The 22,677-nt window shown below is 45.4% G+C and carries 24 protein-coding genes; 9 read left to right on the forward strand and 15 right to left on the reverse strand.

The window, feature by feature from the left end:
• The 6 genes from AC23P2_RS01275 to AC23P2_RS01300 all read right to left on the reverse strand — a co-directional run bounded on the left by AC23P2_RS01275 (nt 1) and on the right by AC23P2_RS01300 (nt 5,829).
• On the reverse strand, nt 1-1,023 hold the full coding sequence (locus AC23P2_RS01275; protein WP_487771510.1) for a dipeptide epimerase: 1,023 nt from the start codon (nt 1,021-1,023) through the stop codon (nt 1-3).
• Nucleotides 1,024-1,080: 57 nt separating this feature from the next.
• On the reverse strand, nt 1,081-1,770 hold the full coding sequence (gene porG / locus AC23P2_RS01280) for a type IX secretion system protein PorG (RefSeq protein WP_487771511.1): 690 nt from the start codon (nt 1,768-1,770) through the stop codon (nt 1,081-1,083).
• 54 nt (nt 1,771-1,824) lie between these two features.
• Nucleotides 1,825-2,823, reverse strand: a complete 999-nt coding sequence (locus AC23P2_RS01285; protein ID WP_487771512.1) for a DUF6089 family protein — start codon at nt 2,821-2,823, stop codon at nt 1,825-1,827.
• 86 nt (nt 2,824-2,909) lie between these two features.
• Complete coding sequence (locus AC23P2_RS01290) at nt 2,910-3,785, reverse strand: NAD kinase (RefSeq protein ID WP_487771513.1); 876 nt, start codon at nt 3,783-3,785, stop codon at nt 2,910-2,912.
• Nucleotides 3,786-3,835: 50 nt separating this feature from the next.
• The gene (locus AC23P2_RS01295; RefSeq protein WP_487771514.1) at nt 3,836-4,504 is read right to left on the reverse strand and encodes a CBS domain-containing protein; all 669 of its coding nucleotides are present in this window, start codon (nt 4,502-4,504) and stop codon (nt 3,836-3,838) included.
• Between the two features lie 101 nt (nt 4,505-4,605).
• Nucleotides 4,606-5,829 carry an OmpA family protein gene (locus tag AC23P2_RS01300; protein ID WP_487771515.1) on the reverse strand — a complete coding sequence of 408 codons (1,224 nt, stop codon included), beginning with the start codon at nt 5,827-5,829 and terminating at the stop codon, nt 4,606-4,608.
• A 167-nt stretch (nt 5,830-5,996) separates the two neighbouring features.
• Here AC23P2_RS01300 and AC23P2_RS01305 point away from each other — a divergent pair, with 167 nt between their 5' ends.
• Nucleotides 5,997-6,641 carry an SdpI family protein gene (locus AC23P2_RS01305; protein ID WP_487771516.1) on the forward strand — a complete coding sequence of 215 codons (645 nt, stop codon included), beginning with the start codon at nt 5,997-5,999 and terminating at the stop codon, nt 6,639-6,641.
• On the forward strand, nt 6,638-8,005 hold the full coding sequence (locus tag AC23P2_RS01310; RefSeq protein WP_487771517.1) for an alpha/beta hydrolase family protein: 1,368 nt from the start codon (nt 6,638-6,640) through the stop codon (nt 8,003-8,005). Before AC23P2_RS01305 ends, AC23P2_RS01310 begins: the two co-directional genes overlap by 4 nt.
• A 62-nt stretch (nt 8,006-8,067) precedes the next feature.
• On the opposite strand, the gene AC23P2_RS01315 is transcribed toward AC23P2_RS01310, so the two are convergent.
• A complete protein-coding gene (locus AC23P2_RS01315) occupies nt 8,068-8,694 on the reverse strand; it encodes a LysE family translocator (RefSeq protein WP_487771518.1) in 627 nt (208 codons plus the stop codon).
• Between the two features lie 31 nt (nt 8,695-8,725).
• The gene (locus AC23P2_RS01320; RefSeq protein WP_487771519.1) at nt 8,726-9,283 is read right to left on the reverse strand and encodes an NUDIX domain-containing protein; all 558 of its coding nucleotides are present in this window, start codon (nt 9,281-9,283) and stop codon (nt 8,726-8,728) included.
• A 104-nt stretch (nt 9,284-9,387) separates the two neighbouring features.
• On the opposite strand from AC23P2_RS01320, the gene AC23P2_RS01325 reads away from it, so the two are divergent.
• Entirely contained in the window at nt 9,388-10,383 is a 996-nt protein-coding gene (locus tag AC23P2_RS01325; RefSeq protein ID WP_487771520.1) for a cation diffusion facilitator family transporter, read from the forward strand.
• Nucleotides 10,384-10,438: 55 nt separating this feature from the next.
• Here AC23P2_RS01325 and AC23P2_RS01330 read toward each other — a convergent pair whose 3' ends face one another.
• From AC23P2_RS01330 to AC23P2_RS01360, 7 genes are all read right to left on the reverse strand, one after another.
• Complete coding sequence (locus AC23P2_RS01330) at nt 10,439-11,755, reverse strand: Nramp family divalent metal transporter (protein WP_487771521.1); 1,317 nt, start codon at nt 11,753-11,755, stop codon at nt 10,439-10,441.
• A 13-nt stretch (nt 11,756-11,768) separates the two neighbouring features.
• The gene (locus AC23P2_RS01335; protein WP_487771522.1) at nt 11,769-12,650 is read right to left on the reverse strand and encodes a tyrosine-type recombinase/integrase; all 882 of its coding nucleotides are present in this window, start codon (nt 12,648-12,650) and stop codon (nt 11,769-11,771) included.
• A gap of 3 nt (nt 12,651-12,653) precedes the next feature.
• Nucleotides 12,654-13,343, reverse strand: a complete 690-nt coding sequence (locus tag AC23P2_RS01340) for a 3-keto-disaccharide hydrolase (protein ID WP_487771523.1) — start codon at nt 13,341-13,343, stop codon at nt 12,654-12,656.
• A gap of 54 nt (nt 13,344-13,397) precedes the next feature.
• On the reverse strand, nt 13,398-14,015 hold the full coding sequence (locus AC23P2_RS01345) for a PH domain-containing protein (protein WP_487771524.1): 618 nt from the start codon (nt 14,013-14,015) through the stop codon (nt 13,398-13,400).
• A gap of 3 nt (nt 14,016-14,018) precedes the next feature.
• Complete coding sequence (locus AC23P2_RS01350; RefSeq protein WP_487771525.1) at nt 14,019-15,137, reverse strand: glycoside hydrolase family 130 protein; 1,119 nt, start codon at nt 15,135-15,137, stop codon at nt 14,019-14,021.
• Nucleotides 15,138-15,319: 182 nt separating this feature from the next.
• A complete protein-coding gene (locus AC23P2_RS01355; protein ID WP_487771526.1) occupies nt 15,320-16,228 on the reverse strand; it encodes an ROK family protein in 909 nt (302 codons plus the stop codon).
• 88 nt (nt 16,229-16,316) lie between these two features.
• Complete coding sequence (locus AC23P2_RS01360; protein WP_487771527.1) at nt 16,317-17,027, reverse strand: SDR family oxidoreductase; 711 nt, start codon at nt 17,025-17,027, stop codon at nt 16,317-16,319.
• 133 nt (nt 17,028-17,160) lie between these two features.
• Here AC23P2_RS01360 and plsY point away from each other — a divergent pair, with 133 nt between their 5' ends.
• The 6 genes from plsY (at nt 17,161) to AC23P2_RS01390 (ending at nt 22,675) form a co-directional block, all read left to right on the forward strand.
• Nucleotides 17,161-17,805, forward strand: a complete 645-nt coding sequence (plsY, locus tag AC23P2_RS01365) for a glycerol-3-phosphate 1-O-acyltransferase PlsY (protein ID WP_028524113.1) — start codon at nt 17,161-17,163, stop codon at nt 17,803-17,805.
• Between the two features lie 87 nt (nt 17,806-17,892).
• On the forward strand, nt 17,893-18,513 hold the full coding sequence (locus tag AC23P2_RS01370; protein ID WP_487771528.1) for a rhomboid family intramembrane serine protease: 621 nt from the start codon (nt 17,893-17,895) through the stop codon (nt 18,511-18,513).
• A 31-nt stretch (nt 18,514-18,544) separates the two neighbouring features.
• The gene (locus AC23P2_RS01375; protein WP_487771529.1) at nt 18,545-20,149 is read left to right on the forward strand and encodes a M28 family peptidase; all 1,605 of its coding nucleotides are present in this window, start codon (nt 18,545-18,547) and stop codon (nt 20,147-20,149) included.
• A 6-nt stretch (nt 20,150-20,155) separates the two neighbouring features.
• Nucleotides 20,156-20,614 carry a MaoC family dehydratase gene (locus tag AC23P2_RS01380; protein WP_472489011.1) on the forward strand — a complete coding sequence of 153 codons (459 nt, stop codon included), beginning with the start codon at nt 20,156-20,158 and terminating at the stop codon, nt 20,612-20,614.
• 82 nt (nt 20,615-20,696) lie between these two features.
• Complete coding sequence (gene fabG / locus AC23P2_RS01385; RefSeq protein ID WP_487771530.1) at nt 20,697-21,431, forward strand: 3-oxoacyl-[acyl-carrier-protein] reductase; 735 nt, start codon at nt 20,697-20,699, stop codon at nt 21,429-21,431.
• Between the two features lie 86 nt (nt 21,432-21,517).
• Nucleotides 21,518-22,675: an acyl-CoA dehydrogenase gene (locus AC23P2_RS01390; protein WP_487771531.1), complete on the forward strand. Its 1,158-nt coding sequence runs from the start codon at nt 21,518-21,520 to the stop codon at nt 22,673-22,675.
• The last annotated feature ends 2 nt before the right edge of the window (nt 22,676-22,677 follow it).

Below are 22,677 nucleotides of genomic sequence, written 5' to 3' on the forward strand. Positions count from 1 at the left end.
TCAACATTGGTGTTCATGCAATTGCGCACCTGTACCGTTTTCGGTGGCAAAAATAATTTTTCCAAAATCAAATTGAACCCCCGTTGCAGGATCGTTAGCGATAAGCAACGTACCGTCCATGTCCACGTAGTCGAGCATCGGCAGCAAGTGCGCAATGGCCGAAATTCCAACGCTACTTTCGTTCATACAGCCTACCATCGTTTTCAAGCCAAGGGCTTTGGCTTGGGTCAGCATACGCCGTGCGGGCGTAAGGCCACCGCATTTGGTCAGTTTCACATTTACTCCGTGAAAGTAACCCGCGCATTTGGCCACATCTGCTTCTACAATGCAACTTTCGTCGGCAATGCAAGGCAAGGCACTTTCGGCATAAACTTGTTTCATTCCCGTCCAATCGTCCGCTTTCAACGGTTGCTCAATAAACTCCACGCCGAGTGCTTTCAATTCGTGACTATACTCAATGGCTTGCGTGGCCGTCCAAGCGCAGTTCGCATCTACCCGAAACACTGCGTCGGTATGGCTCCGTAGGGTTCGGACTATTTCCAAATCTTCGGCGGTACCTAATTTAATTTTGTACAATGGCCACGGAAATTCTTTCATTTTTGCCACCATTTTATCAATGGTATCAATCCCAATCGTATAATCGGTAATCGGTATTACGTCGGCCGAGAGCCCCCAAGCATCGTAGAGCTTTTTACCTTGTTTTTTTGCCCAAAGGTCGTTAGCCGCCTCATCCAAAGCACATTGCGCAAACGGCATATCGTGCAGGTATTGATTTGTCAACTGCCAAAACGCTTCAGGAGACTGTAACGCATCGTTCTCAATCACGCTTCTTAGTTGCTCAAGGCGGCCTATCATTCCATCGATGGTGATGCCGTAGTATTTGTTGGAAGTAGCCTCTCCAAAGCCACGAAAATTTCCTTCGCGGAGTTCTACAATGAGGGTCGGCTGTACATCGCGCGAATCGTGTGCGATGGTGAAAGTATGGCGAAGCCGTAAGTCGAAGCGATGAAAGTGTAACTGCATACGTCTAAAAACAAAAGAGGAGACAAAAGTAACTCTTTTCTCTCCTCTTTGCGTTGGTTAGTCCGTTGAAAATCCTGGCGGACAAATAATACTATAAAACGTGTAACTGAGCGTAATCGACGTGTAGTAATATTTATCGCGGGTAGTTGGGTTTCCGAGTTGTATTTTTTGAGCTAAAGGTACATTATCTCCTAAGTCATCCAAATAATCGGTAAAGAGTACCCGAGTTCCAAACTCAAACTCTAAACTCCACGGTCGTTTGAACTCCCACTTGACCCCTGCCCCAAAAGGGATATTCATTTGGGTTGTTTTGTAGTCAGCTGTTTTTGTGCGCGGTTTAAATTTATAAAAACCCAGTCCGCCCATCAGATAGGGCGTCCAATTGACGTCTTTGCGGCGTTGCGAGTAATTCAGGAAGTTATACTCAAGTATTAAGTCTCCTTCAGTTACCCTAGAGCGAAACGAGCCATTCCGTGCCTGATTGAAAGGATCAGATGAGCGACTGTCTTTTGCCCCAATGATTCCCATGTTTCCACCTAGTCGCAACGAAACTGCTGGCGACGCATTGTAACGCACAAAAGCATGACCTCCAGGCAAATAGTTCTTAGGGTTAAAAAAGGGAGCATAGTCTCCTTTGTAATTAAACCCTCCTAGTCCAGCGCCAACATTCCACCGCTGAGCTTCGGCCTGTAAAGAAAAGGCTCCCAAAAGGAAGCCGATAAAATAAGTGTGCAGTTTGCTATCCACGTATGATGAATTCTTGGTTTTTGCCCTTGTTAACTTTTAACGAAGTCCAATAACTTAACGAAGCGGCGGGCATTTAATTTTAGTTGGTAACACATAGGTTACTGTGATGCTCGAAAGCATGTATGTGTCTTTTCGAACAGGGTTTCCTCTGAAGTCCCCTTGTTGCCAACCGCCCAAAGGGCCTCCCGCAAATGGATCAGCGGTCGGATTATTCGGATCTACTATTTGTGCTACCGTAGAGGTTCTATCACGCCCAGTGCGTGCTGCAATTCGTTCTAGTGTACGATTTGACATGGCCCGTGCCATGTCATTTTTAAGAATGTCAGGATTTGGATAAAAACCACTTGCATCATCCAAAAAATCTGACCCAGAAAAACGAAAGCCACCTTCTACCCCAACGTTCCACTGGTCATTGATTTTCCAAGTAAAGCCCAATCCCAAAGGAATAGAATATGTTACCAATGAGTAAGGTTTCTCAAAGCCTGGTTGCCCTTGCCCTTCAGTACCAAGCGGTTGCAGGGCTACCCAACGTTTATTTTTAGGATACCTGTCATAAGATGTTGAATCAGGAACCATTGCTTTCGGATTATGCGCCAGTAAAGCAATCCCTGCAAAAATGTAGGGAGTAAACTTTGCACGACGATTGGGGCTACGCCCATCTCCCCAAAATTTGTAAATACCTACTAAGCTAAATTCTTTGAGGTTGTTACGAAAGTGCAAGTTCCGAACATAAGCACCTGAAAATGGCGTTCCTCCTCGGTTATAGTACTCATCATCGCTAAAAATTTGTGCCCATGTAAACCCCAAACGCGCTGCCAAATGCGGAGTATAATGCTTAGTATAAGCGGCATTGATGTTCCAACGCATGGTTTTAAACAACGTATTTACTGGGCTTCTATAGGGAGCCAAATCACCCGCATAGCTAGACGTCCCCGCCCCAAAACTCACGGTAGCGTACTGCTCAAATGGCGTTCGACGACGGCGTTGTGCTTCCGATTGGAGCGTCACAAACAGCGTAAACAACACGGTTCCAACAATTATCTTATAATTCATTCGCTTTACTGATTGATGCGTGACTTTGTGTTCAACGCAAAAATGAACCTTTTTATTGAATATCTCCACAAAAATCGCGCCTAAGATTAATTGCGGGCATCTAACCCCCAGTGGAGTTTTGTGCGTAGGGTTTGTACAAAATTATCTTGTTTAAACTTGACAAGGCGCGCTTTAAAAACAGCTTTTTTTACGGTCAAAGCAATGGTAGAATCCACAATCCGAAACCGCGAGTCGAGCGAAACAAGGAAATTATTACTACGGCTTTCTACCCGAAAAGTCAATTGGCTCCCATCAGGAATAATCATGGGGCGAACGTTCAGGTTATGCGGACTAATGGGAGTGATGACAAAAACATCATTGGTTGGTAATACAACAGGTCCACCGCAGCTCAACGAATAACCAGTCGAGCCCGTAGGTGTAGAAACAATGAGACCGTCAGCCCAGTAAGAATTCAAAAACTCCCCGTCTAAATACGCGTGAATGGTAATCATCGACGAAGTATCGGTTTTTGTAATAGTAAAATCGTTTAGGGCAAAGTTATAATCTTCAAATAAATCGTTGTCCGAATTTACACTAACCAATGCCCGCTCTTCGATTTGGTAATTTCCTTCAAAAAGCGCTGCTAATTGGGCAGGAATACACTCGGGTGAAACCGTTGCCAAAAAGCCTAGACGCCCCGTATTTATCCCCAAAATAGGTATTTGACGCGAACGAGACTGCATGACCGACTCCAACAACGTACCATCACCACCTATGCTAAAAATAAAATCAGCATCGGGCGCCCCGTGCGGATGGGGGTAGGTTTTGGGCGTATGTGGCGCTACTCCTGCTTGAAGAAGATGCGTGTAGAAGGACGCAGAAATTGAGAAATCTACCCCTTTTTGTTGAAGTATATCAAATAAAGCCTGTACGTGAGGCTGCGTTTCTGTGGTAAAAATACGTCCGTGAATGGCGATTTTCATGGGTATCGCTTCTCAAATATGTAAGGACGCAAAGGTAGAACTTTCTACGATTAGGTTTCTAAATAACGTAACAATAAATCAAGACGATGACGGTCAGGGTTTTCCACGGGTGCATTGCCAAAGACATTCTCTACCGTGTAGCCGAAGCGCTCTAGGGTGGCTACTACGGCCGACACTTCCGTACGATTTAGCTTCAAAGTCAGCGTGGCTTCATCAAGCGCGCCGTATTCAGCTCCCGAAAAAAAGCTGCTAATAATTTTTGTGCTATTGGATTCTACTAATCGGCTAATTTCGGTCAATGAATAATCTCGATTGGCCATTTTAAGCACAACCACGGCTCCTTTTTCTTGGACCCCAAGTAAGTTGGCAAACTTAGAAATCATATCGCTTACCAAAATCGTACCTGCGTACAAATTGTCTTCGTCCAGTACGGGAACCGTATCTAATTGATAATGGGTAGCAATTCCCATTACTTCAAAAATGTGTTGAAATGATGTGGCATGAACTGGGTTTGGCGGAAGGCTTAAGTCCGAAAGCTGCTTTTCGTCGTCAGGTAAACTCAATAACGTGTCCTCACTGAGCAAGCCTTTATATACTTCCTCTTCCACCAAGGCCAACTGACGTAGGCCATACTCGTCCATTAAGTCAACCGCCTGCCCTACCGAATCATACGGTCGTAACACGGGTGTCGTAGCGTTAATAAGTTCTTCAGCGAGCATGTTGATGTGTATTTTTTGGAAAACTTAGAAAAGTTATTTAAAGTTTCCAAAAATATTGTGTGAATTTATTACAAACAGTACCAGTGCCTACCAATATTAGCTTAAAGTTTCTCTACGATAAACTCAACCCTACGGTTGCGACGGCGCTCTGCTTCGGATGTTCCTTTGGAAACGGGTCTGGTAGAACCCAAGCCTTTTGCTCCCACCCGCGCGGAATCAATTCCTTTGGCTACCAAATACTTTTTCACGGCGTTGGCGCGGTTTTGCGACAATTCTACATTTTTATCAAAATCACCAAGGTTGTCGGTATGACCTTCCACTCGAATTTCCATGTTGGTATTATCGCGCATGAGCTGAACAAGGCGGTCAAGCTCTGAAGAAGAAGCAGGTAATAAATCATACTTACCCGTATCAAAATAAATATTGTTGAGCGTGATGCTTTCTCCTACCGCTACGGGATTGAGCACAATTTCATTCGTGATTTCTTCTCCTGCCTTAGCTTGGGTCAAATCAAATGCACCACTGGCAGGAAAATACCCTTTAGCGGCGGCTACATACGCGTACTTGTTTCCCGCATCCAAGCTAATTTTAAATTTCCCCGACGACGCAGCCAACTGCATCGAATCCAGCCCATTGTCTTCGCTCGGAACGACGTAGCTTATTTTTGAGGCAATAGGTTTTTTCGTTTTAGCATCTATCACCGTTCCCCGCAATGTGACCACTCTGGCCACAGGAGCTTCTGGTTTGCTCCCAATTGGCGGCACGGGTGTGGGTGTATTGGCAATAACGGGCGGTTCTTCTTTTTTAGGTTCAGGCTTGGGTTTAGGCGGCACTCTCCTTGGGTTACGAATGTGTACACCAAAGTAATTCCAATACCGTTTTGTTCCGTAATCTTTTCCCTCAAACATATCAAATACCTCAATACCAGGGTCTAATCTTTCATAATAGACCGAAAATTTCACCACATCGCCTGGGTAAACCGTGCGGGTTTCTGGGGCTACGGGAATCCCTACTGCCTTGATAAATTTGAACTTCTTTGCTGTATTTTTAGGTTCGTACAAGCGGCTTTTAGGGTCAACCTCAATGTAGTTTCTGTCTAAATTTCCTTGACGCTCGCCAAAAAAATCGCGAAGGGAGGGAGTGCGCTGTGTAAACTCAAACCTAAAATGCAATATCGTGTAGTCATCGGTCAGCTCCACCTTGGTAAGCGCCACTTCGGGCTGCGATTGTTCTTCAACGTAGGGGCTTAACGTGGTAATTTTCTGAGCCATCGCCCCAAATGAAACCCATAAGAATAATAAAAAAGTGTAGCGTAGTCGTTTCATGGTCTTAGCAAAGATTCTTTTTACTCGCCCGAATAACGTCTCTGAAAAAAGATTAGTGCTATTTGTTTGTTAAAAATCGTTAATTCTCCGCCATTCAACTTACTTTACACCCCCAATACTACCGTTTTAGACGAATTATTATCCTGGATTTTCACCCTTAAAAACCAATGAAAAAGACCTTAGAATACCTCGCCTGGGTCGCTATTGTGCTTCCCCTTGTTTATCTGTTTTTGGTGTGGAATCAACTTCCCGACATCGTCCCAACGCACTTTGGCCCAAGTGGTAAACCCGATGCTTACGGACCCAAATGGACGCTTACAATATTAAGCGCGGTTTCTATTGGCGTATATTTTTTGTTGCGGTACGTTCCTCAGCTTGATCCTCGTCTCAACAAAGCTAGTTTATCAGAACATTATCCCAAATTAGTACTGCTCATTGTGACCTTTCTGGCCTTGGTACATTGCTTGGTTATTCGCGCCTCCCTTTCCGAAATGGCAGGTGAGAGCTTTACGACGATTTTGCTGGTCGGGGTATTTTTATTGTTTGCAGGGATTGGGAATTACTTCAACACCATCAAGTCCAATTATTTTGTAGGCTTCCGTACTCCATGGACGCTCGAAAGCGAAACCGTGTGGCGTAAAACCCACCAATTGGCCGCCAAATTGTACTTTGGGATGGGGCTATTAGGGGCTTTCGTGGTAATCTGGCTGCCCGAATTGTGGAAACTTTTTTGGACGCTAGGGTTAATTTTTGGCTCAACAATCTGGATTGTGGCGTATTCATACCGTGTATATCAACAAGAAAAAAAATGAAAAAGTGGATAAAAGTACTCTTGTGTTTAGGAATTGGACACACGAGTTTTTCGCAAACGTGGTACGAGGGTACAATCTCAACGCTCAAATTTGGGCTCAAAATAACTATGAATCCCCAAACCATCCAGGTTTTTATTCCTGAGCAAGGCATGTTTGAACAGCCCTTAAAAAACACTGTATTTCAGAGAGATAGTTTGCAAGGTGAGTTAAAAAGTGCCAATGTTTTGCTGAGTGGAAAAATGGATTCTTTGTCGTTTGAAGGTCAGTGGAAACAAAATGGTTTTCCTACACCGTTGCATCTAAAACGGGTAGCAGAACTATCGTTCTTTAAACGCCCCCAAATGCCTAAAGCACCTTTTCCGTACCGCGATGAAAAGGTCAAATTTACGAACAATGATGGTTCAATTACTTTTGGCGGAACGCTCACTTTGCCCCAAGGAAAAGGCCCATTCAAAACCGTGGTACTTATTTCAGGTTCTGGCCAGCAAGACCGTGATGAAAGCCTTTTTGGGCACAAAGCGTTCTGGGTCATCGCCGACCACTTAACCCGACAAGGCATTGCCGTGTTGCGCGTTGACGACCGAGGTGTAGGCGAAACGACGGGTTCGATAGGAACGTCGGCCGACTACGCCCAAGATGTTTTAAATGCCATTCGTTACCTCAAAACGCGGAAAGAAGTTCATCATAAAAAAATAGGTTTAATCGGCCACAGCGAAGGCGGTGTCATTGCACCTCTTGCAGCGGTACAATCAAAAGACGTGGCGTTTATTGTCTCCTTGGCGGGTTTGGGAATGAGTGGAAAAGAACTACTTCTCCGCCAGAGCGACGATATTTTGAAACAAATGGGCAGCAATGAAACCTACCGAAATCAAGTGCGTAGCCTTAACGAAATCATCTACTCAACGGTTGCTCGGCTACCGCTGGAAGGCGACATCAAAGATAGTCTCCAAGCCACTTTTGACCAATGGGTGAAAACCCAACCCGAGCGTGTGTTGGGGCAACTTGGCTACAGAACTGAACAAGGTCGCAAGGGTTTTCTGAAGCAAATCGAAGCCATGAACTCCTCTTGGTATCGGTATTTTATCAAATATGACCCGCAGCCTGTTTTGTCGAAAATCACGATTCCTGTCCTTGCCATCAACGGCAGCAAGGACGTTCAGGTGGCTTCTCAACCCAATTTAGAGGGTTTTAAACGCGGTTTGACGGCTGCTGGCAATAAACAGTTTGAGACGATTGAACTGCCTGGACTCAACCATTTGTTCCAAAAATGTACCAAGTGTACCTCCGCCGAATACGGTCTTTTGGAAGAAACATTTTCCGTCGAAGCCCTTGATTTAGTAACTAATTGGGTGAAAAAGAGATAGAATTGCACCTTCCCGAAAGTTCTTTACCTTCCCGAAAGTTTTGAACTTTCGGGAAGGTATGGTTATTTCAAAAACTGCTCCCAAAGTAACTTGGCCGCTACACCCAAAAATACCACGCCCGTAATGACATTGACGTACTTCATCCGCTTAACCGTAATAAACTGACGAAGGCGTTGAGCATAAACAGCTAGGGCTGTCTGGGTACCAAACACCCCTACGAGACTCATACTGAAGAAGATAACCATTTCGGTCAGATCATAACGACCTTTGGTGCGAAGGTACGTAGCAATGGCCGCCCACGACATAAAATTGACGGGGTTGAGGGCATTGAGGGCCACGCCTTTTAAAAACAATTTTACCATCGAACGCTTACTACGCGGTTCGTCTTCTTTATCTTCCGACGCAATGGTCGGGACTCGAAAGAAGTTTTTCACCCCCAAAACCACCAAAAAAATAATCCCAATGGCCCCTACCCATTTGTCAAAATGTTCAATTTGGGGTAAAAATGATGTTCCGAAAATGGCTGTAAAGCAAAAAAAAGCGTCGCTCGCCACCACACCTAAAACGATTTGAATTCCGCTTCGGTAGCCGCGCTCAACGCTGGTTTGAATCAATGAAAAAAAAACAGTTCCAAAAGTAAGACAGAGTAAAATCCCCGTGACGAGGCCATAAAGTGCAGCAATAAGCATTCGTTTTTAGTTGTTGTTGAATATCTACTTTCTAAATTCCTCGCAGTCGGGCTATTTTTAATAAACCCATCACGCTGAGTGAATCCGTAATTTCGGAGCGCATGACCATCTCAATGGCTTCGGTAAGAAGTATTCGCCGAACGTGCAACTGTTCGGTATCTTCGGGCTCGGCTTGCGCTTGGGTGAGTTCTTCGGCTATGTACAGAAAACCTTCTTCGTCGCCTACAGAATTAGACAAGTGAACCCGAGCGATTTTGGTCCATTTGGCCGCTATTAAGCCCGTTTCTTCCAGCAATTCTCGTTTAGCGCCTTCGATAGGGTCTTCGTCCATCGGGCCACCACCTTCGGGGATTTCCCACGAGTATTCGTCTAATGGATAACGGTACTGCCCCACCAAATAAGTGTAGCCTTCACTATCGATAGGAATTACCCCAATGGCTTTGTTTTTATAATGAACTACCCCATAAATCCCCTCACCCCCACTTGGATTTATCACGTCTTCGTGCCGTACCTGAATCCATTTATTGTCATAAACTACCTGACTTTTAAGGGTTTTCCAAGGGTTAATAAGTTCGTTAGGTAAAGACATACGATTGGTCTATTAACAAGTTTTAATGGTCGAATTAGTATTGGGCAGGGCAATTGTTTCCCCCGAAACTCGTACCTTTGCGGCCAATTACTTTTGAAAAAGTCGTGCAAGTTAGCCAAAATTCTAAATTTCGCTGGATTATCGTCTCCCTTGTGTTGAGCATAATCTTGATGAGTATCAAGTTCGCAGCGTACTATTTAACTCATTCCAACGCCATTCTTAGCGACGCGCTTGAATCCATCATTAACGTCATTGCGAGTGCCTTTGCGTTTTATAGTATTTACCTTTCTTCTCAACCCAAAGACGACGACCACCCCTATGGCCATGGGAAAATTGAGTTCTTTTCGTCGGGTTTTGAAGGTGCACTTATCATCATTGCGGGGGCGTGGATTGCCGTCGAAGCCATTCAACATCTACTTCATCCTCAGCCCGTAGAACACCTCGACTGGGGCGTTCTACTTATTTTGTTGACCGTTATCATCAACGGGGCTTTGGGGTATTATTTACAAAAAGTTGGAAAAACAACCCGCTCGGAAGCCCTCATTGCCGACGGCAAACACCTTGTTACTGATAGTTTGAGTAGCGTTCTGATTTTGGTAGGATTGGGATTATTGATGCTTACCAAAATCCAGTGGATTGACAGCGCCGCCTCGTTAGTGCTTTCATTGGTAATTTTTTATAACGGGTTTAAACTCATTCGTACCTCAGTAGGAGCATTGATGGACGAAACTGACCCCGAATTATTTGAACACGCCGTAGATATTCTGCGCAACCACAAACAAGACTATTGGGTGGACGTACACAACATGCGGATTCAAAAGTATGGCTCAGACCTCCACATCGACTGCCATTTAACGCTGCCTTATTACTGGGATTTGCAACAAGTACACCAAGCCGTTCACGAATTTGAAGACGCACTTGAAGCCAATTACGTTGGCAACGTCGAGCTTTTTATCCATGCCGACCCTTGTCTCCCCGACTGCTGCAAATATTGCCGCCTCGAAGGCTGCCCCGTGCGGAGTAAAGCCTTTAAAAAAGACATCGACTGGAGCATTCATAATTTGTCAAAAAATCAAAAGCACTTCGTAGAAGCGGATTGACTGCAAGGCCAATTGGCAGAAATAGACCAACAAGAACTAGAAGAAGTACTTTGACCTATTTCAAAATTTGCCAAACGCCGTACACACTCACCATCAAAATCGACAAGACACTTAGCCAAAAGAAAAAATTGTAGGTAGATGTGGGGAAAAGAGACGCGGGCAGTTCTCGGTAGCGAAACACCAACGCCACCCAAAGCACCAATAGCAGCAGAATAGAAGTGGCAATTCCGCCCAAAAGAATCATCGTCACAGGCATTTGAATCACCAAAAAAAGCAAACACCAAATAATAGGAAAAGCCCACGAAAGCATTCCTATCACGCGTTTGCGCGAGGCTTCGTCGTCGAATTTGACCCAGCCTAATTGCCCAAACGCATCGCCAAAAATCCGTGACCAACTGGCCGTAGCCGTAAAGAGGGTAGAGTAAAGCACAAAGAAAGCACCAATCAAAAAAATCACTTTGGCCCATTCGCCCAGTGTTTGGGTAAAAAGTTTTGAAAGGGTTTCGACCATGGCGTAGCCTTCGGGGACTTCGCCGTGCTGGTGCAGCAATGCCGCTCCCAACAGATAGAAAGCGGCCGTAACGAGGGTATAAACCACCATCGAACACACGGCATCCAAGTACATCACTTTTATCCAACCTTTGGCTCGGTCGGCCCATTCGGGCGTGCCGTCGTTGGGGCCTGCATAAGCCGCGTAGCCTTTTTCGATGCACCAATAATTGTAAAACATGATTTCGTCGCCTCCTACGCCCGTGATTCCAAAAGCGCCAATCGCCACACCTGTCACCGCAGGAGGAAGCGAGAATGATAACCCACTACTCAACTGCTCCCAGCTAATGGCGTAAGGAGTAAATTGCAGCAAAACGAGGGAAATTAAAACCGTTATAGTGAAAAGAATAATCATGATTAAAGCCCCTTGCTCAACGGGTTTGTAAAAACCACGATAGACCAAAACGGCCGTAACGAGTGCTGCAATCGCCGCCCAAAGGTTTGTTCCCAAAAACGGAAACGCCATGTTGAGAACAATGGCAACGCCCCCTACTATACCACCCACTTGGAGCAGTTTTAAGCCTTGCAGCGACAACCACAGCCAAATACTCCAGTGCGCTTTTCCCCACTTTTTACCATCAAGGCGATTGAGCGATTGCATGGTAGGCACACCCGTATAAATCGCATTCTTTCCAAACTCCAATTGCAAGGTTACTTTGACCAAACAACTCACCAACACCACCCAAAAAGTAACAAAACCCGCTTTGGCTCCCAACGCCGTCGTCGCAATCAGCTCGCCTGACCCCACAATAGCCGCCGAAAGAATAAAACCAGGGCCTAAATAACGAAAACGCTGAAAGAGGTTTTTGGGAGGCGCAAGCATAGCAACGGGAGATTTATGCCTTGGGATGGGCTTGTTTGTAGATTTTTTTGAGTTTTTCAATCGAATTGTGGGTATAAACCTGGGTCGCCGCCAAGCTACTATGCCCAAGCAAATCTTTAATCGAATTGAGATCAGCGCCGTTGTTGAGTAAGTGCGTCGCAAAGGTGTGCCGTAGCACGTGTGGGCTACGTTTTTGGAGCGACGTCACCGCCGATAGGTATTTTTTCACAATGCGCTGAATCAGCACGGGATAGGCGGGTTCGCCTTTGTTGGTCAAAATCAGGCTTTGACCTGGAGGATTCGAAAACTGCTCGTTTCTAAATTGTTGGTACTGCTTAATCATCTCGACCAAGCCTTTATAAATCGGCACCACACGCTCTTTGCTACGTTTTCCAAAGACCCGCAACGTTTGGTCATAGGCATTGACATCGCCGTCGCGGAGGGTTATCAACTCGGCCAAACGCATTCCTGTGCCGTACAACAACTCCAACACCAAGCGGTCGCGCGTGCCTTCAAAATCGAGCGGAAACGTCATTTCATCAAAAAGCAATTGTAGGCTTTTTTCTTCCACAAACTGCGGCAATGGTTTATCAGTCTTGAGCGACGACACCCGCAGCATGGGATTAATCGTAATGGCTTTACATCGCAACAAATACCCATAAAACGACCGCAGCGTGGCCAATTTTCGGTTCACGCTGCGGTGGTGTAATTCGGCTTCCACCATGCTTACTGCCCACCCTCTAATCATTCGAAAATCGGCCTTGGCCAAGTCTTGCAGTTGGTAGGTTTTCTCCAAAAACTCCTTAAACTGCTCCAAGTCTTTAGCATACGCCGTAAGCGTATGCTGACTGAGCCGCTTTTCGTACGTCAGGTGTTGTAAGAAGGTTTCTATCATTTTTTAAAGTTTTCTAATGCGCATATTTTTGTACCAAACCTCATCCCCGTGGTCTTGGAGCGCGATTTTACCTTTGGCGTGCGGAGTCGCGTAGGCCCATTTTGTAAATTTACTTTTGGCCAACTGCGCCTTCCACGCATCGCCACCGTACTCGTATTCAACCACTTTTACGCCATTTACCCAGTGTTCGATGTGATTTCCGTTAATTACAATTTTAGCTTTATTCCACTGACCCGCAGGTTTTGCCACCCACTTACTCGGCGCTTGCATGTCGTAGTTAGCCCCCGTTTTTTGCTTGTCGTTGATTTTCACCATTTTACCGTTATCGTTAAATGGCGGATACCCTTCATCGTCAATCACTTGAAACTCTGGGCCTGAGTAATATGGCGGATGTTTAGGATCTTCAATGACTTTGTACATTACCCCGCTATTCATCTTCGCTGGAATTTTAAATTCAAATTCTAGCTCAAAACTTTCAAACTCTTCATCGGTCACCAAATCACCCGATTTTCCGTGGGTCATCAACGAACCATCCATGACCATCCAGCCCGTTACTCCTTGTTTCCCGTAGGTATGCCAACCTTTGGTAGTTTTTCCATCAAACAAATTTTTCCAAGGCCCTGGCTTTGTTGCCTGCGCAGTAGCCCCAACAATCATCAATGAGAGGAATAATGCAATACGACTCTTTTTCATCTTTCGTATGAATTGGGTTTTAGTTTTCTGCTAAAGTTACTATTATAAGTTCTTTTACTCGCTTTTTTGGTAAAACCACGGAATCCAAGACTTTACCCTTTCTTGGGGAACGCCCTCAAAAAACTTTTCGGTTGCCATTCCCATCCAAAAGCGGGGGTCGAGCAAAAGCGTTTCACCGTTCTTTAATTTCACTTCCAAGTAACTGAGAGCAAGGCGTGAATCGGTTGCATGAATGATTATTTTTTCGATTTCGTTCACCGAAAAAACACGCTCCCTATCCGCCTCCCCCACTCCCATCATTTTATGGATGGGATCAAAAGTGACGGGGCGGTTTTTGGTCAATACCCGATAATGGTAATTCGGGTAAATAAGCAATACAGCTACGCCAAACAACATCAGTGGAACGAAGCCTGCGACTATCATTATTTCAGTGCTATTGTTCCTTGGGAGATGGGTCAGAAACATCACGATGAATACAAGGCCCAGACAAATGAAAAGTCCCCCAGCGATGGTATCAAAACATATCCAATACTGTTTATCCGAAATATCATAGGTTTTTACTTGCCCCACCAGTTCGTAGTCTTTTTCTACTCCTTCAATGAGTTTTTTGCTGCCATACACCAGCCAGCCGAATAACCCAAAAATGAATGCAAAAATCCAGAAAACGAACATAACTTATTTCTGTTTGCTCACAGCCACCCCGATTTTTGAGTCGGCCGTGCCGTAATATAAAAACCATTTTCCTTTAAACGACGCCAAACCTTCCACAAAACACACTTGGTTGATTTGCCCCGTAATTTCGTAAGGTTTGTCGGGTTTTAAAAAGTAATTCTCCGAGCGGTCTTTCAACTGAGTTGGGTTTTCGGGGTCAAATAAGAATTGTCCTGCGGCGTAGGTACCTTCGGGCAAGCTAGCGTCTCCCGTTTGGTTATAATTCATTCCGTTGTAAATCAACACAATCCCATCTTTGGTTAAAAATGCAGGCGGCCCCGACTCCAACAACCGAGAATCGTGTTTACCGTTACGAGTAGTAGCCACGGGTACGCCATTGACATCCGAGACGTCCAATGGTTTATAATCTGGTTGAAAAGGACGCGTAACAGGATACCAGTTAATCAAATCGTCGGAGGTTGCCACGTACAAACGTGCTTGATCTCCCCAATACATCCAGTACCTACCATTGATTTTAGTCGCAATCATTTTATCCCCTACTTTTCGGCAAACGATTGACCCCGATTTCGACCAAAAATCGCGGGTTGATTTGATAAAGTTTCCGAAAGCTAATCCATGTTTTTGCCAATGAATTAAATCAGCCGATGAAGCCACGCACAAACGCGCCAAATTACCATCGTAAGAAGTGTAAGTCATTACATAGCGCCCGTCCTCGGTTTCAACGATACGCGGATCTTCGCATCCTCCTTCCCATTCGTACTTTTTCATAAAATCGTTGTCAGGATAAAAAACGGGCTCGGGCATTCGTTTGAAATGGATACCATCCGTACTAACGGCCAACCCCAAACGCGACGTGCCCGCATATTTGCCCACTTTATCTTCAGCCCGATACACCATATACACTTTGCCATTTCGCACCACCGTTGCTGGGTTGAAAACATCCTTTTCTTCCCAATTAACTACCTCGTTTCGCACAGGACATTTAAAAGTAGTACCTGCTTTGGCCTCCAAGATAGGATTGGCGGCATCCGCTTTTTGGAAAGGCCCAATCATCCACGATTGTGTTTTTTGGGCAAATGACAATGAGCTTATTAGGCTCAGAACAAGTAATAGCTGTTTCATGGTTTTACGTGTCGAATTTTCGTGCATCAGGTTGCTCACCGTTGTGTATCAGGTTGCTCACAACCTGATATTTCCACAAACATCTTTCTTTCGCATTTTTACCCTACTAAAACACAAAAATCCCGTAGAGCAAGCCAGCACTTTGACTTTTCTACGGGATTTGAAGAAGTATAAAAACGTACTTAGTCGAAGCAAAGAGACGCCGCGCCCAAAAGGCCCGCATCATTGCCCAATGTAGCACGTTTAATCGTCAGGTCTTTCAAATAATATGGCGTCAGCCAGTAGTTGAGACGGCGCTCCACGGCTGGGAGGATATACTCAAACGACGCGGACAAGCCACCACCAATCAAAATCAACTTAATATCCAAAATGCGAATCATCGCCACCAAGCCATCGCCCAGCATTTCGCCTACTTCGTTCCAGATATTCAGGGCCAATTCGTCGCCTTCTGCGGCAGCGGCTACCAAACCTGTTGTCGAAATAGACCCATCGCCTGGCAACTGAGTTTCGCCAGTGTAACGGCGGCGCATGTCATTGGCAAGGTCGAGCAGTTCTTTTTTACCAATGTTCCGCTCCAACACTTTCCCGTTTTTCGACGGAACGTGCCCAGGCTCCATGGCGTTGCCATCGCCACCCACAAATACCTTGCGGTTGATGATTGCTGCTCCGCCTACGCCTGTTCCCAGGGTGATGAAAATATAATTTTCGTCGATTTTTTCTTCGGCAAAATAAAACTCCCCAAGTGCCGCCGCATTGGCATCGTTTTCAAGGAAAAACTGTACTCCTTCAAAACGGCCAGAAAGGTAATCTACCAACGGAACATTATCAATTTCGGGGATAGCTGTAATTTCTAACGGTACGGTACGTTTGCGGTTAATCATCCCAGGGAGACCTATACCTACTTTTTTAATGTTGGGGTATTCGTGCAATTGAATCGCAATAGCGTCACCTAAATGTTTTTCGAAGTGTCCCATTTCTCTCCAGCTTGCCGTATCGTGGCTGTAGAAATTAGAAATTCGACCCGTTTCGGTGTCAACAACGCCCATTTTAACGTTGGTGCCACCAACGTCTATACCCAAGTATTGTTCCATCAGTGCGTGTAAATCGTTATCGGTGAATGATAATAAAAAAGGAGACTAAGTGCGCAAGTTACCAATTTTCGACCCAAAATTCCTAAAATCATCCAATATCTCCTAATTGCGGGCGTATCAAAATCTCTTCAACCACCGCTCCAGGAGTTAGGTTATAGGCCGACCAAATGGATTCTGCCACGTCTCTCGCTTGAATAAAGCGTTCTTCTGGCAATTCTACTCCTTCCCAACTTGCCGTTAGGGTAGCTCCTGGCAAAATAGCCGTTACTTTGAGCCCGTGCGGCTTCAGTTCTTCCCGCAAAACTTTGGTCATGCCATAAAGGGCAAACTTTGAAATGCAGTATGACCCGCCGTTGGTGTACGCGGTGATACTTGCCGTAGAACAGAGATTAAAAATATGGCCTTTTTTGGCTGAAATCATCTTTTCAATCACCCCACGCGTCAGGTAATAGGCACTGTATAAATTGGTATCAATCATGCTTTCGAGCGTACCTTCGGGTTCGTTGTGAATTTGCCCTGGAGCAAACAAGCCCGTGTTGTTCACCAAAACCGCAATAGTCCTTTCCAAACTATGAATATATGCCACAAATGCCTCTACTTCAGACTTTATGGCCATATCAGTCGTTTTATAAAATAGTTGTTGTTGGGGAAATTTAGTTTGAAGTTCGTGCTGGAGTTGCACCAAATCGGCTTCGCGGCGTGCACAAGTGGCCACGTCAAATCCTGCTTCCATAAAGCGTTCTATGGTTGCCCGCCCGATTCCTTTTGTTCCTCCACTGACAATTACAATAGGGGTCATCTTAAAAAAATGTTATTTTCGTTAAACAAAGGTTAAGATAAAGTTTTACTTTTGTTGGCTTTTTTAGAATAAAAAGCAATATTTAGCTCATAAATACGATTTTGATTCAACTTAAAAAACTTACACTTCTTTCATGAATTTCTGGCACGTGTGTTCGGCCTTTGTGACCGCTTACCTGTTGGGATCTATTCCCTCTGCCATTTGGTACGGTGAAGCGTATTTTGGGATTGATGTTCGGAAATTTGGTAGTGGAAATGCAGGTGCCACCAATACATTTCGAGTTTTGGGGAAACGCGCAGGAACCATTGTTCTTTTGATTGACGTCTTAAAGGGTTGGACAGCGACGATGCTCGCCAACATTCTTTTTTTCTTAGAGGTAATCGACGGCCCCCAAATTCTGACATTCAAGCTTTTACTCGGTGTAATGGCGGTTTTAGGCCATTTATATCCCGTTTTCACGCGTTTCAAAGGTGGAAAAGGGGTTGCGACTTCGTTGGGAATGGTGCTTGCGATTGACCCGCAAGTTGCTTCCGTCTGTATTGCCATATTTGTATTGGTCTTATTGGCTTCCAACTACGTTTCTTTGAGCAGCATCGTCGCCGCTTTTGCCTTCCCAATGATGTTGGTCTTGGGAGTCTTTGGGCAAGCCAGTACTCTTTTAATCGTTTTTGGGTTTCTTTTGTTTGCGATTGTGGTCTTAACCCACCAAAAAAACATCGTTCGGCTCTTCAACGGCAGCGAAAGTAGGGTCTATCTCTGGCGACGACGCAATAAATAACGAAACATTGGCGGTTTACGGTAGTTCCATTATGTTTGTGTTGTAATGTTATCAATTTCAACACCTTTTTGAACTACCCTCGCTGTAATGTCGCTTACTATCGTCATCATTCTTGTTTCTATTGGTCTAAGCTGGTACGCTTGGCAAAACCCTTCGTTGCTCGACAAATGGGTTTTTAACCCCGTTCGTGTTTCTAAATACAACGAATACTACCGCTTTCTTACTTCGGGCTTTATTCATGCCGACGTGGGGCACCTCATTTTCAACATGTTCAGCCTTTACTTTTTTGGGGAAGCGATGGAGATGTTTTTGCAGGGGTATTTTGGCGGCAACGGAACCATTTATTACCTCCTTCTCTTTTTGGCAGGAATTGTGGTGTCTGACATTCCCACATTTTTGAAGCACCGCAACAACAGTAATTACAATTCCCTTGGCGCTTCGGGCGGCGTGTCGGCGCTTTTGTTTGCGTTTATTCTTTTGGCTCCACTCCAAAAAGTGTGCCTCTATTTCGCGATTTGCGTACCTGGTTTCATTTTTGGAGGAATTTACATGGCTTATTCGTTTTACGAATCTCGCCAAAATCGTGGCCGCATCAACCACGACGCCCACCTGTACGGTGCGCTTTTCGGCATCGTATTTATGGCCTTCCTTCTGCCCGAATCTATTCCTAATTTTATCAACCAAATAGCCTCTTGGCGGTTGTTTTAGTTGATATTTTCATTCATCCAAGCCAAAAACCATGAACAAACTTTTTTTGAAAGCAGTACCTCTATTGGCACTGTGTTTTACACAGGCAATTGCCCAAGACGCCTCTACCCAATTTGCCCAAACCATCACGGCCCAAGACCTCGAACGCCATTTGAGGGTCATTGCGCACGATAGCCTCGAAGGACGCGATACGGGCTCGCCAGGACAAAAAAAAGCGGCCAATTATGTCGCCAATTTCTTCAAATCCGTCGGCCTACAGCCGATTGTTACCGCCGTTGACGGCTCAAAATCGTACTTTCAACCCTATGCCCTCTACCAAAAAAGCTGGGGCGAAGTGTATTTAGCCACTGAAAAAGAACGCTATGAACTCCAAGACGATTTTTACCTCAACGGCATCATTAATGTACTTTCGGAAGAAAAAGTCCCCGTTGTTTTTGCTGGTTACGGCATCGAATCTGAAAAATACAACGATTACGCCAACCTCAATGTAACGGGAAAAGCTGTGCTTATTTGGGAAGGCGAGCCGAAGGACAGCAAAGGGAACTTTTTGCTTTCGGGCAACGATAAAGCCACTAAATGGAGCAACGACAACATGGCGTGGCAGCGCAAAGCCAACCTCGCTAGCAGCAAAGGAGCCAAATACGTGTTGATTGTTTCGGAACTCACTGGCGACGACTTTACCAAAGAACTCAACCGTCGAATGTTGATGAGCCAACGCTTTAACCGTCTTTCGATGAAGCCCTATACCGAAACCCCTAGCAGCTACGCCACCTTTACCATTTCAAAAAAAATGGCGCTTGATTTACTGGGAATCAAAGAAAAAAAATGGTCAAAAATTCAACAGGGAATTACGAAAACGGGCCAACCACCCGTAAACGCTATTTCTGAAAAAACCATTCGTCTCAAAGCCGAACGCAAAGACAATATCATAATGACCGAGAACGTCCTTGGGTTCTTAGAAGGCACCGACAAAAAAGACGAAGTCATCGTCATCTCAGCGCACTTAGACCATATTGGCATTTCGTCGGATGGACAAATTAACAACGGCGCCGACGACGACGGCTCAGGGACAGTGTCTATTCTTGAATTGGCCGAGGCATTTTCTAAAGCCAAAGCCGCAGGAAATGGCCCCCGCCGTAGCATTCTGTTTATGACCGTAACGGGCGAAGAAAAAGGACTTTGGGGCTCCGAATATTACACTTCTAACCCTGTTATTCCGTTGGCCAATACTGTCTGTGACCTCAATATCGACATGATTGGTCGCGTGGATGCCGCTCACAAAAGTGACCCAAAATACGTCTATCTGATTGGTTCTGATAAACTTTCGTCGGAGCTTCACGCCATCAGCGAAGCCGCCAACGAAAAATATACCAACTACAAACTAGACTATACGTACAACAACCCCACCGACCCCAATCGTTTTTATTACCGCTCCGACCACTACAACTTTGCCAAAAACAAAGTACCCGTTATCTTTTATTTTACGGGGGTTCACGAAGACTACCACCGCCCAGGCGATGATGTCGAGAAGATTATGTTTGACAAGCAGTCAAAAATTGTTCAGCTTGTTTTTCATACTGCGTGGGAGCTTTCTAACCGCGATGAACGAATTAAAGTCGATAGCAATAAACCTTAAAGACACATGCTGACTTTTGAAAACCTCGCCGCATTTCGGGCTCACGTAGGCCAAGAAATTGGCACAAGTGAATGGGTGACAATTACCCAAGAAATGGTCAATGATTTTGCCAAAGCCACTGGCGACCACCAATGGATTCACGTAGATACCGACATGGCCGCTAAGTACTCCCCGTTCAAAACGACCATTGCCCACGGTTTTTTGACGCTATCGTTAGCGCCCAAGTTCATGTATGAATTGTACCAAGTCAAATCGGCAAAAATGGGGCTCAATTACGGCACCAACAAAGTTCGGTTTACTTCGCCCGTACCCACAGGCAGCCGCGTGCGAATGCACGCCACCCTCAAAGAAGTCGAAGACCAAGAACCCAACGGCGTAAAATCTACCATGGCGCTTGTCTTTGAAATAGAAGGACATTCCAAACCTGCCTGTGTCGCCGAAATGATAAGTTTAGCCTTTGAGTAACTGTTAAAACGGCTTTACCCCAAAAAGTCGGTGTAATATCAACCCAATAACTCCCCATTGGGGCGGGGGGCTTCCAATCGTCATGCGTTTACAAGATAAAGTTGCCATCATTACGGGAGGTGCCCGAGGAATCGGTAAAGCCACTGCCGAAATTTTTACGCGCGAAGGCGCCAAAGTGATTATCTGGGATATGCTCGACGCAGGCGAGCAAACCGCCGAAGAACTGCGGGGTAAAGGCTTTTCTGCCGAATTTACAAAAATCAGCGTCACGGATGTACCTGCCATTGAAGCCGCCGCCCGCGATATTTACGAACGCTACGGACAAATTGATATTTTGGTCAACAATGCAGGCATTACCCGCGACAAATCGTTGCTCAAAATGTCGTACCAAGAGTGGGCACAAGTGATTGATATTAACCTCAACGGGGTCTTCAATTGTACCAAAACCATTGTTCCGTACATGGTAGAAAAAAAATACGGCCGCATCATCTGTACCTCTTCCGTAGTAGGCCAAACGGGCAATTTTGGCCAAACCAACTATGTAGCTACCAAATCGGCCATTATTGGAATGGTGAAAACGTGGGCTAAAGAACTCGGTAAATACAACATCACGGCCAATGCCGTGGCGCCTGGTTTCATCAAAACCGAAATGACTGATCTGATTCCCGAAGAAGTCCGCAACCAAACTGTAGCGGGCATTCCAGTAAAACGGATGGGACTTCCCGAAGACATCGCCAACGCCTACCTTTATTTGGCCTCCGATGAAGCTGGATATGTCAATGGACATACGTTGAGTGTAAATGGTGGAGTTGCTTAAAAGTATGCTTGCATACTATTTTTCAAAATTGTATTTTTGACCCAAAGTCAAAACAAACTCTTACACTTCACAAACAGTAACGCACGATGGTATTAGAAGGACTCAACTTCAACTTGACCGAAGAGCATTTGGCGGTTAAGGAAGCGGCACGCGATTTTGCCCAAAACGAACTTCTTCCTGGAATTCTTGAACGCGACAACGAACAAAAGTTTGACCCCAAACTCCTCAAACGCATGGGTGAGCTGGGCTTTTTGGGCATGATGGTTTCGCCCGAATACGGCGGAGGTGGAATGGATACCGTTTCGTACGTACTGGCGATGGAAGAATTGTCGAAAGTGGACGCGTCGGCTTCGGTCATGGTATCGGTCAATAACTCTTTGGTATGCTATGGTTTAGAAGCTTACGGTACTGAAGAACAAAAACGCAAATACCTAGCTCCACTCGCAGCGGGTGAAATCATTGGGGCTTTTTGCCTCTCTGAACCTGAAGCGGGCTCTGATGCGACGTCGCAACATACCACTGCCGAGGATAAAGGCGATTTTTATCTGTTGAACGGTACAAAAAACTGGATTACCAACGGCAACATTTCGTCAGTATGCTTAGTGATGGCCCAAACCCACCCCGAACTCAAGCACAAAGGCATCAACTGCCTTATTGTGGAAAAAGGATGGGATGGTTTTGTAGTGGGCAAAAAAGAAGACAAAATGGGGATTCGGGCATCGGATACGCATTCATTGATGTTTACTGACGTGAAAGTGCCGAAAGAGAACCGCATTGGAAACGATGGTTTTGGGTTCAAATTTGCCATGAGTACCCTCAACGGTGGGCGAATTGGCATTGCGGCCCAAGCCCTCGGCATTGCGGCGGGAGCGCTGGAGCTTTCACTCAAGTACGCCCACGAACGCAAGGCTTTCGGCAAACCTATCTTTGAACACCAAGCGATACAGTTTAAACTAGCCGAAATGGCGACTAAAATCGAAGCGGCTCGTTTATTGGTATATAAAGCCGCCCGCCTCAAAGACGAACACAAAGACTACGTCCAAGCCGCCGCGATGGCCAAGCTCTTTGCTTCGGATGTAGCGATGTGGGCCACGACCGAAGCCGTGCAGATTCACGGAGGGTATGGTTACGTCAAAGAATTCCACGTAGAGCGATTAATGCGCGATGCAAAAATAACTCAGATATACGAAGGTACCTCAGAAATACAAAAATTGGTAATAGCCCGAGAATTGCAAAAAGCCTGAAT

It is taken from the genome of Runella sp. R0.1_18 (assembly GCF_057652155.1).

Excerpts from the sequence above, each read along its gene's own strand:
- AC23P2_RS01275 (WP_487771510.1), bottom strand. The coding sequence starts at position 1,023 with ATGCAGTTACACTTTCATCGCTTCGACTTACGGCTTCGCCATACTTTC.
- AC23P2_RS01285 (WP_487771512.1), bottom strand. The coding sequence starts at position 2,823 with ATGAATTATAAGATAATTGTTGGAACCGTGTTGTTTACGCTGTTTGTG.
- AC23P2_RS01290 (WP_487771513.1), bottom strand. The coding sequence starts at position 3,785 with ATGAAAATCGCCATTCACGGACGTATTTTTACCACAGAAACGCAGCCT.
- AC23P2_RS01295 (WP_487771514.1), bottom strand. The coding sequence starts at position 4,504 with ATGCTCGCTGAAGAACTTATTAACGCTACGACACCCGTGTTACGACCG.
- AC23P2_RS01300 (WP_487771515.1), bottom strand. The coding sequence starts at position 5,829 with ATGAAACGACTACGCTACACTTTTTTATTATTCTTATGGGTTTCATTT.
- AC23P2_RS01305 (WP_487771516.1), top strand. The coding sequence starts at position 5,997 with ATGAAAAAGACCTTAGAATACCTCGCCTGGGTCGCTATTGTGCTTCCC.
- AC23P2_RS01310 (WP_487771517.1), top strand. The coding sequence starts at position 6,638 with ATGAAAAAGTGGATAAAAGTACTCTTGTGTTTAGGAATTGGACACACG.
- AC23P2_RS01315 (WP_487771518.1), bottom strand. The coding sequence starts at position 8,694 with ATGCTTATTGCTGCACTTTATGGCCTCGTCACGGGGATTTTACTCTGT.
- AC23P2_RS01320 (WP_487771519.1), bottom strand. The coding sequence starts at position 9,283 with ATGTCTTTACCTAACGAACTTATTAACCCTTGGAAAACCCTTAAAAGT.
- AC23P2_RS01330 (WP_487771521.1), bottom strand. The coding sequence starts at position 11,755 with ATGCTTGCGCCTCCCAAAAACCTCTTTCAGCGTTTTCGTTATTTAGGC.
- AC23P2_RS01335 (WP_487771522.1), bottom strand. The coding sequence starts at position 12,650 with ATGATAGAAACCTTCTTACAACACCTGACGTACGAAAAGCGGCTCAGT.
- AC23P2_RS01340 (WP_487771523.1), bottom strand. The coding sequence starts at position 13,343 with ATGAAAAAGAGTCGTATTGCATTATTCCTCTCATTGATGATTGTTGGG.
- AC23P2_RS01345 (WP_487771524.1), bottom strand. The coding sequence starts at position 14,015 with ATGTTCGTTTTCTGGATTTTTGCATTCATTTTTGGGTTATTCGGCTGG.
- AC23P2_RS01350 (WP_487771525.1), bottom strand. The coding sequence starts at position 15,137 with ATGAAACAGCTATTACTTGTTCTGAGCCTAATAAGCTCATTGTCATTT.
- AC23P2_RS01355 (WP_487771526.1), bottom strand. The coding sequence starts at position 16,228 with ATGGAACAATACTTGGGTATAGACGTTGGTGGCACCAACGTTAAAATG.
- AC23P2_RS01360 (WP_487771527.1), bottom strand. The coding sequence starts at position 17,027 with ATGACCCCTATTGTAATTGTCAGTGGAGGAACAAAAGGAATCGGGCGG.
- plsY (WP_028524113.1), top strand. The coding sequence starts at position 17,161 with ATGAATTTCTGGCACGTGTGTTCGGCCTTTGTGACCGCTTACCTGTTG.
- AC23P2_RS01370 (WP_487771528.1), top strand. The coding sequence starts at position 17,893 with ATGTCGCTTACTATCGTCATCATTCTTGTTTCTATTGGTCTAAGCTGG.
- AC23P2_RS01375 (WP_487771529.1), top strand. The coding sequence starts at position 18,545 with ATGAACAAACTTTTTTTGAAAGCAGTACCTCTATTGGCACTGTGTTTT.
- AC23P2_RS01380 (WP_472489011.1), top strand. The coding sequence starts at position 20,156 with ATGCTGACTTTTGAAAACCTCGCCGCATTTCGGGCTCACGTAGGCCAA.
- fabG (WP_487771530.1), top strand. The coding sequence starts at position 20,697 with ATGCGTTTACAAGATAAAGTTGCCATCATTACGGGAGGTGCCCGAGGA.
- AC23P2_RS01390 (WP_487771531.1), top strand. The coding sequence starts at position 21,518 with ATGGTATTAGAAGGACTCAACTTCAACTTGACCGAAGAGCATTTGGCG.